Genomic DNA, 12,522 nt, shown 5'->3' with positions numbered 1-12,522 from the left:
TTAAATAACCTATAATGACCTATTATTTCTCATATTTACAACCTCAGGTTGTTTAAACGTTCAAAACATCTTAATACATACGAGGTTGTTGTACTGATGATAAAGTAAGGGGTTATTTTATCGTTTAATTACCCTGGTTATATTTTAATTAATATGCCGGGGTTTTTTATGCAAAACTTTTTGCTTAACTATCACGTATACAAGCTTGTTATTTGTAAAAGTTGTTGGTATATTATCTCTCCCGGTGTGCTTTATCCGGGAGTTTTAAAAAAATAAATGAGAGGCGAGAGTAAGGGAGTATTTATTAAGGTAATAGTTATAATAGTTTTACTCATAGTAATAACATTGTATATTTTTCATGAAGGCAGGTTTAAGTAATTGATCATTTCCCCCTTAATCAAAACTTACACCATTAACTGCAATCCCATAATTAAACGATAAATAATAGCTAACCCCAAAGCATGGAGTTTTGAGGATAACTTCGATGCACAACCCCGGTTGCCTGGCTGCCGGGGTTTTTTATTTTCATTTGGTAACTTATAAATTGTTTAAGCGTATAAAAAGGTAGTAAGTTAATTTATCATTTCTACGTTGGTAAAATCAAGGGTGTTAGTTCGGTGCTAACGCCCTTTTTTATTTTGTAATGATATTGGGCGAAACTATTTATATTGGTCTGCGGAATATACAATAATGCCTATTCCTTAATTAAAGACGCATTTTAGTGCCTCAATTATTTACTAAAACAACAATAACAAATACAATGAAGAATGCTCTTATTACCGGTTCAACAAAAGGAATGGGCCGCTCTATTACAATTTCATTTGCTAACGAAGGGTTAAACGTAGCAATATGTTCACGCAATGAGCAGGAACTGTTAAAGTTTAAAGCCGAACTGCAAACTACATATCCCGATATTAAGGTTTTTGCTAAGGTAACAGATGGCAGTAATAAGGCTCAGTTGCTGCAATTTGCCGCAGCCGCCGAACAGGAATTAGGTTTTATTGATGTTGTAGTGAACAGCCTGGGCTCTTTTGTACCTGCCAGTATATTGGATGAAGGCGATGATGTATTTACCAGCCAGCTCAACACCAACCTGATGCCGGCCTATGAGCTGTACCGCCACTTTGGCAAAACCATGAAAAACGCCCGCAAAGGCCATTTCTTTAATATATGTTCTGTAGCCTCATTAAACCCTATAGCGGCTGCGGGTGCCTACAGCGTAACCAAATACGCTTTGCTGGGGTTAACTAAACTGATGCGTTATGAAATGCAGGAACATGGCGTAAAGGTAACCGCCGTAATTCCGGGCTCAACGTTAACCGATTCATGGAAAGATGCCGTGGTTGATAAAGATACTATGGTGTTACCGGAGGATATAGCTTCGGCCATCATCAACATATATAAAATGAGTACAGGAGCTAATGTTGATGAAATAATTATTAAGCCTGCACCCGGCCAGATATAAGCATTAATTTATATAAAAACCAGTGCTGAAAGCAGGATCGTTCGTCGGTATTTTCAGGTGCTTTACCGAAAAATTGGTTACTTTCACCTAAAAGCATTACGGTAAAACAGCTATAGTTAGCACATTTGAGTCATAAATCACTCACTATACTAACAATTATGGAAAAGAAACTCTATCGCGATGATCGCCGCAAGGTAATAGGCGGTGTTTGCGCAGGTTTGGCCGACTATTTTGACATCGATATAGCTATTATACGTGCCCTGTTCTTACTCACATTTATTTTCATGGGCACCGGTTTTATGGTTTACCTTGTTTTATGGATCGTACTGCCTAAAAAAGATTATAACTATTTTAACCCGGGTGTTGACTATAGGGTGCCGCCACAGGATTCATCTAATCCTTTTGGCAGCGTACCACCGCAACCCGGCGACCCTTTTGTTAAAACGCCTAAACAAAATGCATCAACCGCAGGACTCATTTTTGGTGTGATACTGATATTTGTCGGCGGATCATTCCTGCTACATGAGTTGCACCTGTTCAGGTTTTGGCACATGGGTAAGTTGTGGCCGGTAATTTTAGTGGTTGCAGGTTTGGCCATTATGGTATCGGGCGAAAAGAAAAAGCCTTGGGAAAAAGACAACTGGCATAATGCTGAAGAAACCACAGATAAAGAGGAGATCAAAGATGATACCCTGCATAAAGATGATGAGCCTGCACAGGAAGATAAATCAACAGATACTCCGCCACCAACCATATAAAAACTAGGAAATTCAAAAGGGGAGGTTTCCATTAACCGGAAAAATAAAACCCCGTTTAGTTTCATAACCATTTAAAAATACTAAAATGAAAAATGATAAATTAGTTCCGGGTGCTATCCTGGTATGCATAGGAGCCATATTCCTGCTTAACAACTTTGGTTACATTGATTTTCACTGGATGAACATCATCCACTTATGGCCTATATTTTTAATTATGGGGGGCGTTAACCTGGTTTTTGCCGGTAACAGATCGGCCTGGGCTACCATCCTCAAGCTATCAGTAGTGATATTGGGTTTTGGCCTGCTTATATTCGGACATTTTGAACGCTATAGCTTTTGGCCTGGCAAATATAATTTCCAATATAACGATAAAGACGACGATGATGATGACGACAGCGACACCACCAGCACCGATCACGGCGTTGTTAAATTAGAAGGCAGCAGCGTTTTTAATAAGGATTATACACCCGATGCCAAACTGGCCCGCCTTAATATCAATGGCGGCGGTACCACTTATACCTTAAATGATACTACCAGCCAGCTTTTCAAAGCCGAAACCAAGGAGTTTTACGGTAAATATGAATTTACATCAAACAAGGAAGATTCGGTATATGTGCTTAACCTGCGCATGAAGAACAACAAAGGCTGGCATTTTAACTCAGATGACAATAAAGCCAACCAGGCCGATATTAAGCTGAACCCTAACCCGGTGTGGGATATTAATGTAGAAACAGGGGCTACAAAACTTGATTTTGACCTTACCAAATTCAAAATAAAAAACTTAACTTTAAAGGGTGGGGCAGCATCATTTGATATAAAGCTCGGAAACCCTTTGGCAAGTACTAATGTGGAGGTTGCTACCGGCGTTTCGGAAGTGAACATTAACGTACCCACAGGTGCAGCCTGCAGTATCCGTACAAACTCGGGCCTGTCATCAAACGAGTTTGCCGGTTTTGATAAAAAGGACGATGGCCGCTATGAAACACCGGGTTTTGACGCGGCAAAAAACAAAATATACATCCACATGAGTGGGGGTGTATCTGATTTTAAAGTTAACAGGTATTAATTTATTTGACCGATACCGGGACAGTATATATAATAAGTTTGCGGGCCGCTTCATGAGTTATCATGAGGCGGCTTGTTTGTTATATGGCTACCGGTGTTATGGCAATTTTGCGTGTTTAGCCTCACTATTGTGTCATTAATTGATTACACGCTTTTAAAAGTGTTAAATTCAAAACCATTATTGCAAAAAATAGGTTTAATTTACAGCTTAATTGATCTGCCATGAAACCTAACTATCTTATATTATTTTCCGCACTTTTTATGGCGGGTACCGTTAATGCACAAAGCACGTTAAAGGGTACTGTTTACGAATCGGGCAAAAGCACCCGTATGCCCAACGTTTTTATCCGCGACGATAACAATAAAAAACAAATAACCATTACCGACGATAAAGGAAACTTCTCTATCAATGTAGAAACAGGGCACACCCTGATATTTGAATCGCCGGGTTATGTATCTGATACATTATATGTAACTAATCTGGCTCCCAAACGGGTAGAGATGGTTACCAAAACCATAGCCCTGCGCCAGGTTGAAGTTACCTCAACAAGGCAGTCATTTGATGCGCACCGGGAGTATCCCGAAATATATACCAAGAGTAAGGTTTATCCACTGTCGCCGTCATCATGGTTCAGCAAGGATGCCCGTGATGCCCGCCGCTTAAAGAAATACTTTAAACACGAGGAAGAAGAAAGGCATGTTGACGAGGTATTTAATGTTACCTATGTAGAAAGCCTGGTGCCATTGCGCGGTCAAGAACTGGAGAACTTCATGACCCTTTACCGCCCAACCTACGCCTTTTTGAAAAACAACAATGGCCAATCGTTAACAGTATACATCAACGATTCATACAAAAAATTCATGACCCTGCCGGCAGATAAACGCACGCTGCCAAAGCTTACCAACACAGGCGTAAAGCTAAGCGATCAGTAAATTAATCGGCATAAACGCTGTTATCGCCAGATAGGATTTTTTCGTAAAGTAATTCTATCTGGCTTTTTAATATACGATCCTCAGATAGTTCGGGCAGATTGTTGATGTCAAAATATTGCACATCAAGCACATCAAAACCCTTGTTAATTACCGATGACATGGCCCTGCAATGGAAAACCATTTTGTAAACATAAAACGGCTGGGGTGGGTGAGGGTGCATCTTTTTATCAAAAACGGCCAGCAGTTTTTCGGGCACTACGGTAAGTCCGGTTTCTTCCTCAAACTCTTTAACAATTACCTCCTTGGCGCTATAGCCAATATCGGCCCATCCGCCCGGTAACGACCATTTGCCGTCGGCACTTTCACGAGCCAGCAATATCTTGTTATCGGCAGATAATAGTATGCCCCTTACATCAACTTTGGCGGTAGGGTAGTCTTTAGCCTGCGGGAAAAGGATGTTAATGGTATCCTCGCCAAAGCCGGTTACCTTATCCAGCATCTGGATACTGATATGACGCAGCTCGGTATAACGTTCTACATCATACTCGTTTTTGGCGTATAACAAGCCGGTATCGGCAACAGATCGTAATTGAGTTATCAGGGTTAACAGTTCAGCGTTGTTCATGGGGGCAATATAATAACAATTGTTAAGGAGCTGTGTGTGGTTTGGCAAATAGTGCGAAGCGAAGTCGCGCTCCTGGCCGCAGGAGGGCCAGTCACTTTTGTCGCCACAAAAGTAACCAAAAAGGCTTTCAGCAGAGAGGCTTCTTTGCCGCACAGGCCTTTACCCTGCAAAGCAGCCAGAACCACGGCCTGCTAAACCTTACCTCCACTTCGTTCGCTCATTGCCCTGCTTCGGCAAGGTTTGCTAATGCCCCTCCTAACACACAGGCCAACATGTTCTGCCTGCTTTTCGCCTGAAGCTGATCTGCTGAATGTTTGAACGAGAATTTATCGAATTAAGGAATTAACAGAATTTATAATATTGAATAAAAAGCTTGGAATGAAAAGATTGCGGGTAAATGCCTGACAAAAAAGCGGGCCGGGAGTTTTGCCTGTGGGGAGAAGCTTTTTTTTGTCTTGATTTTTGGTTACTTTTCATCAAGGAAAAGTGACAGCCTTAGCGGCAATTGAGCGTTTTACAATTTGCAAGCTCACCAAGCAATCTATATCACACGAAATATTATTATAAAAATCAGACTCCCCAAATCCCAAAACTATCCTCTGCCTAAAAGCTCATCAAGCTTGTTGCGTTCGGTTTGGAGTTCGCGGGCAAGTTTCTTTTCTTTTTCGTTGGCTTTGGTTTTGTAGGTTTTGTATTCCTCATCAAGCTCTTCGTATAGTTTGATGCGATATTTGGCCTCGCGGCTATGCGCGCCCGAGCGGGCAATAACAATGGCGGCTATCACTCCAAATGCAATAACCAGGCCCCACATTACTAAGTTGTAGGATGCTTTGGTAAAAGAAATGCCCAGAAGGCTTATTTCGTCGCGCTTGGCGTTGGCTTCAGAAAGTGTTTGATCTTTAGTAGTTGCGTCCGTTTTAAGGGTGCTGATATCTTTATTTTGAGCATCAAGCTTTGATTGTGCAGCGGCAAGTTTCCGGCGCTCTGTATTCAACGTATCGCGCATGTTTTTCCAAAGGGCCGATGCCAGCGGCTGCTGATAATGGAACAGCTTACTTAATAAATACTGATACTGGCCGTTCAATGATTTGTCTTTCACTAATGCCGAATCCTTGGCGGTGGGCTTGGGCTGTACGTATGGATTAGTTGATGGATTAGCAGGCACAGCAGGTTTTACCGCAGCAAGTTTTGTAACGGCGGGTTTTAAGCCGCTTGCTTTTTTAGTAGTATCCTGGGCACGGGCTCCGATAATGCAGCTAAAAAAAACGATCATTAAAATACAGGTACGGAATAAAAAGGGCTTGTTCATCATGTAAAATTAGGTATCCAATGTTAACAAATCAGGATATTAATAGTTTTTTGTTATTGATATTCTGTGTTTATGGGGGCTAATGTAAGGTTTCATACGTAATTTTGCTACTCATGGTTATATTAGCGGCATGAATATAGGTATTATTGGCTTAGGCGACATGGGGCGCCTGTATGCGAAGGCTTTTGCAAAAGCTGGCTACACCGTTTGCGGATGCGATTTGCCCGAAAACAGGAACAAGCTGGAAGAAGAGCTGTCACCTTATAAAATAACCATAATGGATAGCGGCAAAGAGGTTTCCCGCACCAATGACCTGATCATTTATTCTGTAGAGGCCGATAAAATGGAAGCTGTGGTTGCCGAGTGCGGTCCGCTGACTAAATATGGTGCCATTGTGGCCGGGCAAACCTCGGTAAAACATCCGGAGATAACCACTTTTGAGAAATACCTGCCATCTGATACCCAGATTATTACTTTTCACGGTATGCACGGGCCGGGTTTTGAACCTGCCGGCCAAACCCTTATTCTGATCCCACACCGCGCCAGCCCCGATGCCTATAAGCGGATGTATGATTTGTTTAATGACATCGGCAGCCATATTGTAGAGATTGCCGACTATCACGAGCATGATAAAATTGTAGCCGATACCCAGGCCGTAACCCATGTAGGCTTTGAAAGTATGGGCACCGCATGGAAATCGGCAGGATTTTTCCCCTGGGAAAATGCCTCCTATTTAGGGGGTATCGATAATGTGAAGATATTAACTACCCTGCGTATATTTAGCTATAAGGCACACGTATATGCCGGTTTAGCAATACTGAATCCTTATGCCAAGCAGCAGGTAAAACGCTATGCCGAATCAGAATCGGAGTTGTTTAAGCTCATGATCAAGGAGGAGGCCAAAACCTTCAGGGAACGTTTGTATCGTGCGCGCGACTTTGTTTTTCATGAAAGCCGCAAGCCCATTATGCTTAATGATACGGTTATGAAAGAGTTTTCGCTGTCGCAGAAGCCTGAGCAGCAAAAACCCAACTCGCACCTGAGTATTTTGAGTATGGTTGATGCCTGGTATCACCTGGATGTAAACCCGTATGATAACCTCATTTGCCAAACACCGCCATTTCGCCTGCGCTTAGGTATTGCCGAATACTTGTTCAAGAACGAGGAACTGCTGGAAGAATCAATAGAAACAGCCTTATACGATAAAACCATCCGCGGCGACGATCTGGAGTTTCACTCGGCCGTGAGGGAATGGTCGTCAATTATTGGTTATGGCGATATGGAAGGCTACAAAAAGCATTTTAACGATGTGCAGTCATTCTTTGACGGCCGTCTGGAGGAAGGCAAAAAGCAAAGCGCCGAACTCATCAGGAGGCTGATGGTGGATTAATTGGAATTTGGGATTCCGGATGTTCGATTTCGGATTGGAGGGCTTGTCATCATGAGCTTGTCGAAGGATCGCGCGTAGAGGCCACCCCACCATGCTTTCACAGGTTCAACATGACAACTTGGTCATTATTAGGTTAGGTATTTTAACATTACTGTATCATTTCTAATATCATGAACGTAAGGTAATTATAACCAGATTATCAAACCGTTTATGAAAAGATCAATTCAATACCGCGCAGTTCTGCTGCTTTTGCTGGCCTGTATCTCCTGCACCAAAAAAGAGAAAGCAAACTGTTTAATTGTGCCTGCTGCTTTAATTTTACCCGGCTATACCTTTCAGGTAGTTGATAAAACTACAGGGGCCGATCTTTTCTTTTCGGCGAAGCCCACTTATTCCATGAATGATATTAAGGTGGTATTTAAAAATGCCAGTAATAAAGTCGACTCCTTATCTCCCCCGCAAACTATCAATAACGGCTCGGGCGATCATTTTAAATATATAGTTCCACTTGGCAGGATGGCGGATACCTGCTTTATTAAGATCAAAAATTTAAAAACGGATACGTTAATAAGTACACTCGAGAACATCAAAAGCGAATGCAGTTCAAGCATTGTTGTTACAAAAGTTCAGGTGAATAAGAGCGCCCCGGTAGCTTATGCAAATACAGATATAGTTGTTATCAGGAAATAAACATTAATATTCCCATTCGGTAGTAACGCCGCAAGTTATGACATTGCCTTGCTAATCTGTAAATCAATTATTTCTCATCTGTGTGAATATCCCCTTTAAAATTATACACAATATGTATAAGTAAGCGAGCATGAACGAACATTTTTTACACGTTGTAAATTGTGATATAGCAACAACGAATATTTTTAAATAATTTTATGTTGCAATTATATTAAAGCCTGGTAATTAATATCTTATAAATAACAAAGCAATTAAGCCGTTCAGACCTGCAAGTCATTCCGCGGCTTAAAACATAAGCATATAATAAGTACAGGTTAACCTTATTTCAGTAATACCATGTTAGCATTTATCAGTAGCTTTTTACCGGTACCGGATATGATAGGTACCAGAATCAGAAACAGGCACAAACACTTTTGGCAGGATCCTGATGCCGAAGATATCAGAAACACCTTATTCCACCCGGAGGATCCGCTGGATGAATGGAAAAACGTTAAAAACTGGCAAAGAAGGCTGAGTAATAAATATAACTCACGCAATTTTGCCATAGCCCATGGTTGTAGGGTGCCTCAACTGTACTGGTGCGGCAGAAACATACAGGAGTTTGATTTTAACCAGCTTCCTGAAAACTATGTGATCAGGCCTACCATTGGGCATTCGTCAAACCTGGTTTTCCTGATGAAAAATGGCTTTAACCTGTTTGATGAAAAATCATACAGCACTGGTGAGTTAAAAGCCATTTTACAACAAGCGCTCAACAAGAACCCCCATCTGCAATTTTTGGCAGAGGAGTTTTTGAAGGACGAAGGAGCGGAGCAAAAAATTCATAAAGACTTTAAATTCTTCTGCTTTAACGGTGAAATTGCCTGTATTAACGTAGTGAACAGGTTTAGCCCTAAAACGGGTAACTGTACTTTTTATAGTGAACAATGGGAATTATTACGATCAGTTAATAAGATCTATCCTTCGGGGCCATACTTCCCGCCACCGGCATGTTTGCCTGAATTGATAGCTATGGCAAAAGAATTAAGTAAGGGTTACGAAATTTTTGTCCGCATTGATCTTTATGCTACCGATAAGGGTGCCGTATTTGGCGAGTTTACACCAACACCCGGCATGGGCCATGGCTTTACCAGTTTTGGGCAGCGTTTATTGATTGATTACTGGGATAAATACTGCGGCGGGAAAATTTAATTAAGTTATTCATCAACAGTAAAAGGGGGCTAATATTTAATATTAGCCCCTTTTTTTAATATATACGGCGCCGGCAATATCAGCTATTAATATTTTTATGGGCCTTATGAATGGTTATATGCAAAACACATTTTAAAATATAACAGACCTCAACAATAATTTTGAAAAAAAAATATTATCCGGCAAACGGTTTTACGCCGCGTTTTTTATCATGTCGGTGTAAACTCTCAAAAGCCGAATTTTGGCGATAAAATTAAACCTGTTCATCTTCATATAAATACCCCGGGCACCCCTGTTAAAAAACAATGTGGAAAAATATTAAAAAATAATTCATTAACTATTTGAGAGTTAATACAAAATTTCTATCTTTGCCGTCCCTTTCGGGGGAAATAATATGCCTTGAACGAAGCCCTACTGCTTCGATGGGCACAAACAAATTAAAGAAATGTCAGGAATTATTGGTAAAAAAGTAGGAATGACCAGCATTTTCGATGAATCAGGGAAAAACATCCCTTGCACAGTAATCGAAGCTGGCCCTTGCGTGGTAACACAAGTTAAGTCTGTAGATTCAGACGGGTATGCAGCTGTACAGTTGGCATATGGCGACAAAAAGGAAAAAAACACTTCTGCGCCTTTAAAAGGTCACTTCCAAAAAGCCGGTTCTGCTCCAAAGCGTAAACTGGTAGAATTCAAAACTTTCGAGGACGAAAAAAACTTAGGTGACACAGTTACCGTAGAGATTTTTGCTGCCGGAGATTTTGTGGATGTGGTTGGTACCTCAAAAGGTAAAGGTTTTCAGGGTGTGGTAAAACGTCACGGTTTTGGTGGTGTGGGTATGCAAACTCACGGTCAGCACAATCGTTTACGTGCGCCAGGTTCCTTAGGTGCGTCATCATGGCCTTCACGTGTATTTAAAGGTATGCGCATGGCAGGTCAAACCGGAAACGCCCGTGTAAAAGTTCAGAACTTAGAAGTTGTGAAAGTTTTCGCTGAGCAGAATCTGTTGGTTGTTAAAGGTTCCATCCCCGGAGCTAAGGGTTCATTCGTAATAGTGGATAAATAAGATGGAAGTTAACGTATTAAACGTATCAGGTAAAGAAACAGGTGCCAAGGTGCAGCTTCCTGAGTCAGTATTCGGTATTGAACCAAACGATCACGCGATTTATCTTGATGTTAAGCAGTTTTTAGCTAACCAGCGTCAGGGTACACATAAAGCAAAACAGCGTAACGAAATTGCAGGTTCAACCCGCAAATTATATAAACAAAAAGGTACAGGTGGTGCCCGTGCCGGTAGCGTAAAATCTCCATTATTTAATGGTGGTGGTCGCGTTTTCGGTCCGCAACCACGCGATTACAGTTTCAAATTAAACAAGAAACTGAAATCACTGGCACGTAAATCAGCTTTATCATACAAAGCAAAAGATAACAACATTTTAGTATTGGAAGATTTTAGCTTCGATAACATCAAAACTAAAACTTACATTAAAATGGAGGCCGACCTGAATGTTACTAATGATAAAACATTATTAGTAGTAGCAGGTGCCGAAAACAACAATGTGTATTTATCAAGCAGAAACCTGAAGAAAACTAAAGTTATTTCGGTTGAACAGTTAAACACTTATGATGTGTTAAATGCTGGCAAACTGTTATTAACTACAGGCGCTGTTAAAACTTTGGAGGAAGCATTAGCTAAGTAATTATGGAAATTTTAAAGAAACCCTTACTTACTGAAAAAGTAACTCAATTAACCGAGAAACTTAACCGTTATGCTTTCAAAGTTGATCACAGAGCAAACAAAATTCAGATTAAAGGCGCCATTGAGGCAATGTATGGTGTAAACGTTACAGCGGTAAACACCATGAAATACGTCGGCAAACTTAAAACTCGCAACACTAAGGCAGGCGCCGTACAAGGCCGCATTGCAACTTACAAAAAAGCGATCATTACGTTGAAGGACGGTGAAACAATTGATTTTTACAGCAATATATAATTAAGACATGGCAGTAAAGAGATTTAAACCGGTTACCCCGGGTACCCGCTTCAGAGTTGACGTATCTAATTCAGATATTACAACAAACGTTCCTGAAAAATCATTGGTTGTTTCAGCCAATACAAGATCAGGCGGACGTAACCATAGCGGTAAGATGACCATGCGCTACTTAGGTGGTGGTCACAAACAGGCTTACAGATTGATCGATTTTAAACGTAATAAGTTTGATATCCCGGCAAGAGTTGCAACTATTGAGTATGATCCTAACCGTTCTGCACGTATAGCACTGCTACACTTTGTTGATGGTGAAAAACGATATATGATAGCTCCGGAAGGCTTAACAGTTGGAACGGTAGTTGTATCTGGCGAGAGTGCAGCACCAGAGGTTGGTAATACCATGCCTTTGAAAAACATTCCGTTAGGTTCTATCATCCACAATATTGAGTTAAACCCAGGTCAGGGCGGTATCATTGCACGTAGTGCAGGTACATACGCTCAGCTTTCAGCACGCGATGGTAAATATGCTATCATTAAATTGCCTTCAGGCGAAACCCGTATGATTTTGTCAACTTGCTTGGCAACTATCGGTACCGTTTCAAATGGCGAAAGAGCAAACGCGGTGTTAGGTAAAGCAGGCCGTAACCGTTGGTTGGGCCGCAGACCAAGAGTTCGTGGTGTTGCCATGAACCCGGTAGATCACCCTATGGGTGGTGGTGAGGGTAGAGCCTCAGGTGGTCATCCACGTTCACGTAAAGGATTGTTAGCTAAAGGCTACAAAACTCGTGATAAGAAAAAAGGGTCGGATCGTTATATCATTGAAAGAAGGAAAAAATAATGGCACGTTCAATTAAAAAAGGACCTTATATTGATCATAACCTGGAAAGAAAAGTTCTTACCTTGAATGAATCAAGCAAAAAATCAGTTGTAAAAACATGGTCACGTCGTTCCATGATCTCTCCTGATTTCGTTGGTCACACATTCGCAGTACACAACGGTAATAAATTTATACCTGTGTATGTAACAGAAAACATGGTTGGTCACAAGCTGGGAGAGTTTGCTCCAACCCGTACATTCCGCGGTCACGCAGAGAAGAAAAAATAACAGGC

The 12,522-nt window shown here is 41.2% G+C and carries 15 protein-coding genes; 13 read left to right on the top strand and 2 right to left on the bottom strand.

Features of this window, described 5'->3' with window-relative positions; translation table 11 throughout:
• Positions 1 to 760: 760 nt before the first annotated feature.
• The 4 genes from QWZ01_RS14960 to QWZ01_RS14945 all read left to right on the top strand — a co-directional run bounded on the left by QWZ01_RS14960 (position 761) and on the right by QWZ01_RS14945 (position 4,221).
• Positions 761 to 1,465, top strand: a complete 705-nt coding sequence (locus QWZ01_RS14960; protein ID WP_290324469.1) for an SDR family oxidoreductase — start codon at positions 761 to 763, stop codon at positions 1,463 to 1,465.
• A 158-nt stretch (positions 1,466 to 1,623) separates the two neighbouring features.
• Positions 1,624 to 2,223, top strand: a complete 600-nt coding sequence (locus tag QWZ01_RS14955) for a PspC domain-containing protein (protein WP_290324467.1) — start codon at positions 1,624 to 1,626, stop codon at positions 2,221 to 2,223.
• Positions 2,224 to 2,308: 85 nt separating this feature from the next.
• Positions 2,309 to 3,289, top strand: a complete 981-nt coding sequence (locus QWZ01_RS14950) for a toast rack family protein (RefSeq protein ID WP_290324465.1) — start codon at positions 2,309 to 2,311, stop codon at positions 3,287 to 3,289.
• A 221-nt stretch (positions 3,290 to 3,510) separates the two neighbouring features.
• Complete coding sequence (locus QWZ01_RS14945; protein ID WP_290324463.1) at positions 3,511 to 4,221, top strand: carboxypeptidase-like regulatory domain-containing protein; 711 nt, start codon at positions 3,511 to 3,513, stop codon at positions 4,219 to 4,221.
• A gap of 1 nt (position 4,222) precedes the next feature.
• On the opposite strand, the gene QWZ01_RS14940 is transcribed toward QWZ01_RS14945, so the two are convergent.
• Positions 4,223 to 4,846 carry an NUDIX hydrolase gene (locus QWZ01_RS14940; protein WP_290324461.1) on the bottom strand — a complete coding sequence of 208 codons (624 nt, stop codon included), beginning with the start codon at positions 4,844 to 4,846 and terminating at the stop codon, positions 4,223 to 4,225.
• A gap of 41 nt (positions 4,847 to 4,887) precedes the next feature.
• Here QWZ01_RS14940 and QWZ01_RS14935 point away from each other — a divergent pair, with 41 nt between their 5' ends.
• Positions 4,888 to 5,142, top strand: a complete 255-nt coding sequence (locus QWZ01_RS14935) for a hypothetical protein (RefSeq protein ID WP_290324458.1) — start codon at positions 4,888 to 4,890, stop codon at positions 5,140 to 5,142.
• A gap of 296 nt (positions 5,143 to 5,438) precedes the next feature.
• Here QWZ01_RS14935 and QWZ01_RS14930 read toward each other — a convergent pair whose 3' ends face one another.
• Positions 5,439 to 6,158 carry a hypothetical protein gene (locus tag QWZ01_RS14930; protein WP_290324457.1) on the bottom strand — a complete coding sequence of 240 codons (720 nt, stop codon included), beginning with the start codon at positions 6,156 to 6,158 and terminating at the stop codon, positions 5,439 to 5,441.
• 127 nt (positions 6,159 to 6,285) lie between these two features.
• Between QWZ01_RS14930 and QWZ01_RS14925 the strand changes: the two genes are divergently transcribed.
• The 8 genes from QWZ01_RS14925 (at position 6,286) to rpsS (ending at position 12,517) form a co-directional block, all read left to right on the top strand.
• Entirely contained in the window at positions 6,286 to 7,545 is a 1,260-nt protein-coding gene (locus tag QWZ01_RS14925; protein ID WP_290324455.1) for a prephenate dehydrogenase, read from the top strand.
• 210 nt (positions 7,546 to 7,755) lie between these two features.
• Positions 7,756 to 8,235, top strand: coding sequence for a hypothetical protein (locus QWZ01_RS14920; protein WP_290324453.1), 480 nt, complete (start codon positions 7,756 to 7,758; stop codon positions 8,233 to 8,235).
• A gap of 336 nt (positions 8,236 to 8,571) precedes the next feature.
• Positions 8,572 to 9,426: an ATP-grasp fold amidoligase family protein gene (locus QWZ01_RS14915; protein ID WP_290324451.1), complete on the top strand. Its 855-nt coding sequence runs from the start codon at positions 8,572 to 8,574 to the stop codon at positions 9,424 to 9,426.
• A 445-nt stretch (positions 9,427 to 9,871) separates the two neighbouring features.
• Positions 9,872 to 10,489, top strand: a complete 618-nt coding sequence (rplC, locus tag QWZ01_RS14910) for a 50S ribosomal protein L3 (protein WP_290324448.1) — start codon at positions 9,872 to 9,874, stop codon at positions 10,487 to 10,489.
• A gap of 1 nt (position 10,490) precedes the next feature.
• Positions 10,491 to 11,123, top strand: coding sequence for a 50S ribosomal protein L4 (gene rplD, locus QWZ01_RS14905; RefSeq protein WP_290324446.1), 633 nt, complete (start codon positions 10,491 to 10,493; stop codon positions 11,121 to 11,123).
• 2 nt (positions 11,124 to 11,125) lie between these two features.
• Entirely contained in the window at positions 11,126 to 11,416 is a 291-nt protein-coding gene (rplW, locus tag QWZ01_RS14900; protein WP_290324443.1) for a 50S ribosomal protein L23, read from the top strand.
• 7 nt (positions 11,417 to 11,423) lie between these two features.
• The gene (rplB, locus tag QWZ01_RS14895) at positions 11,424 to 12,251 is read left to right on the top strand and encodes a 50S ribosomal protein L2 (RefSeq protein WP_290324442.1); all 828 of its coding nucleotides are present in this window, start codon (positions 11,424 to 11,426) and stop codon (positions 12,249 to 12,251) included.
• A complete protein-coding gene (gene rpsS, locus QWZ01_RS14890; RefSeq protein ID WP_076377419.1) occupies positions 12,251 to 12,517 on the top strand; it encodes a 30S ribosomal protein S19 in 267 nt (88 codons plus the stop codon). Before rplB ends, rpsS begins: the two co-directional genes overlap by 1 nt.
• Positions 12,518 to 12,522 lie beyond the last annotated feature (5 nt).

The organism is Mucilaginibacter aquaedulcis (assembly GCF_030409325.1).
In the GTDB taxonomy this organism is placed as follows: Bacteria; Bacteroidota; Bacteroidia; order Sphingobacteriales; family Sphingobacteriaceae; genus Mucilaginibacter; species Mucilaginibacter aquaedulcis.
This window is presented reverse-complemented; position numbering and strand designations above follow the sequence as displayed.

Coding starts and splice junctions, on each gene's coding strand:
- QWZ01_RS14960 (WP_290324469.1), top strand. CDS start 761: ATGAAGAATGCTCTTATTACCGGTTCAACAAAAGGAATGGGCCGCTCT.
- QWZ01_RS14955 (WP_290324467.1), top strand. CDS start 1,624: ATGGAAAAGAAACTCTATCGCGATGATCGCCGCAAGGTAATAGGCGGT.
- QWZ01_RS14950 (WP_290324465.1), top strand. CDS start 2,309: ATGAAAAATGATAAATTAGTTCCGGGTGCTATCCTGGTATGCATAGGA.
- QWZ01_RS14945 (WP_290324463.1), top strand. CDS start 3,511: ATGAAACCTAACTATCTTATATTATTTTCCGCACTTTTTATGGCGGGT.
- QWZ01_RS14940 (WP_290324461.1), bottom strand. CDS start 4,846: ATGAACAACGCTGAACTGTTAACCCTGATAACTCAATTACGATCTGTT.
- QWZ01_RS14930 (WP_290324457.1), bottom strand. CDS start 6,158: ATGATGAACAAGCCCTTTTTATTCCGTACCTGTATTTTAATGATCGTT.
- QWZ01_RS14925 (WP_290324455.1), top strand. CDS start 6,286: ATGAATATAGGTATTATTGGCTTAGGCGACATGGGGCGCCTGTATGCG.
- QWZ01_RS14920 (WP_290324453.1), top strand. CDS start 7,756: ATGAAAAGATCAATTCAATACCGCGCAGTTCTGCTGCTTTTGCTGGCC.
- QWZ01_RS14915 (WP_290324451.1), top strand. CDS start 8,572: ATGTTAGCATTTATCAGTAGCTTTTTACCGGTACCGGATATGATAGGT.
- rplC (WP_290324448.1), top strand. CDS start 9,872: ATGTCAGGAATTATTGGTAAAAAAGTAGGAATGACCAGCATTTTCGAT.
- rplD (WP_290324446.1), top strand. CDS start 10,491: ATGGAAGTTAACGTATTAAACGTATCAGGTAAAGAAACAGGTGCCAAG.
- rplW (WP_290324443.1), top strand. CDS start 11,126: ATGGAAATTTTAAAGAAACCCTTACTTACTGAAAAAGTAACTCAATTA.
- rplB (WP_290324442.1), top strand. CDS start 11,424: ATGGCAGTAAAGAGATTTAAACCGGTTACCCCGGGTACCCGCTTCAGA.
- rpsS (WP_076377419.1), top strand. CDS start 12,251: ATGGCACGTTCAATTAAAAAAGGACCTTATATTGATCATAACCTGGAA.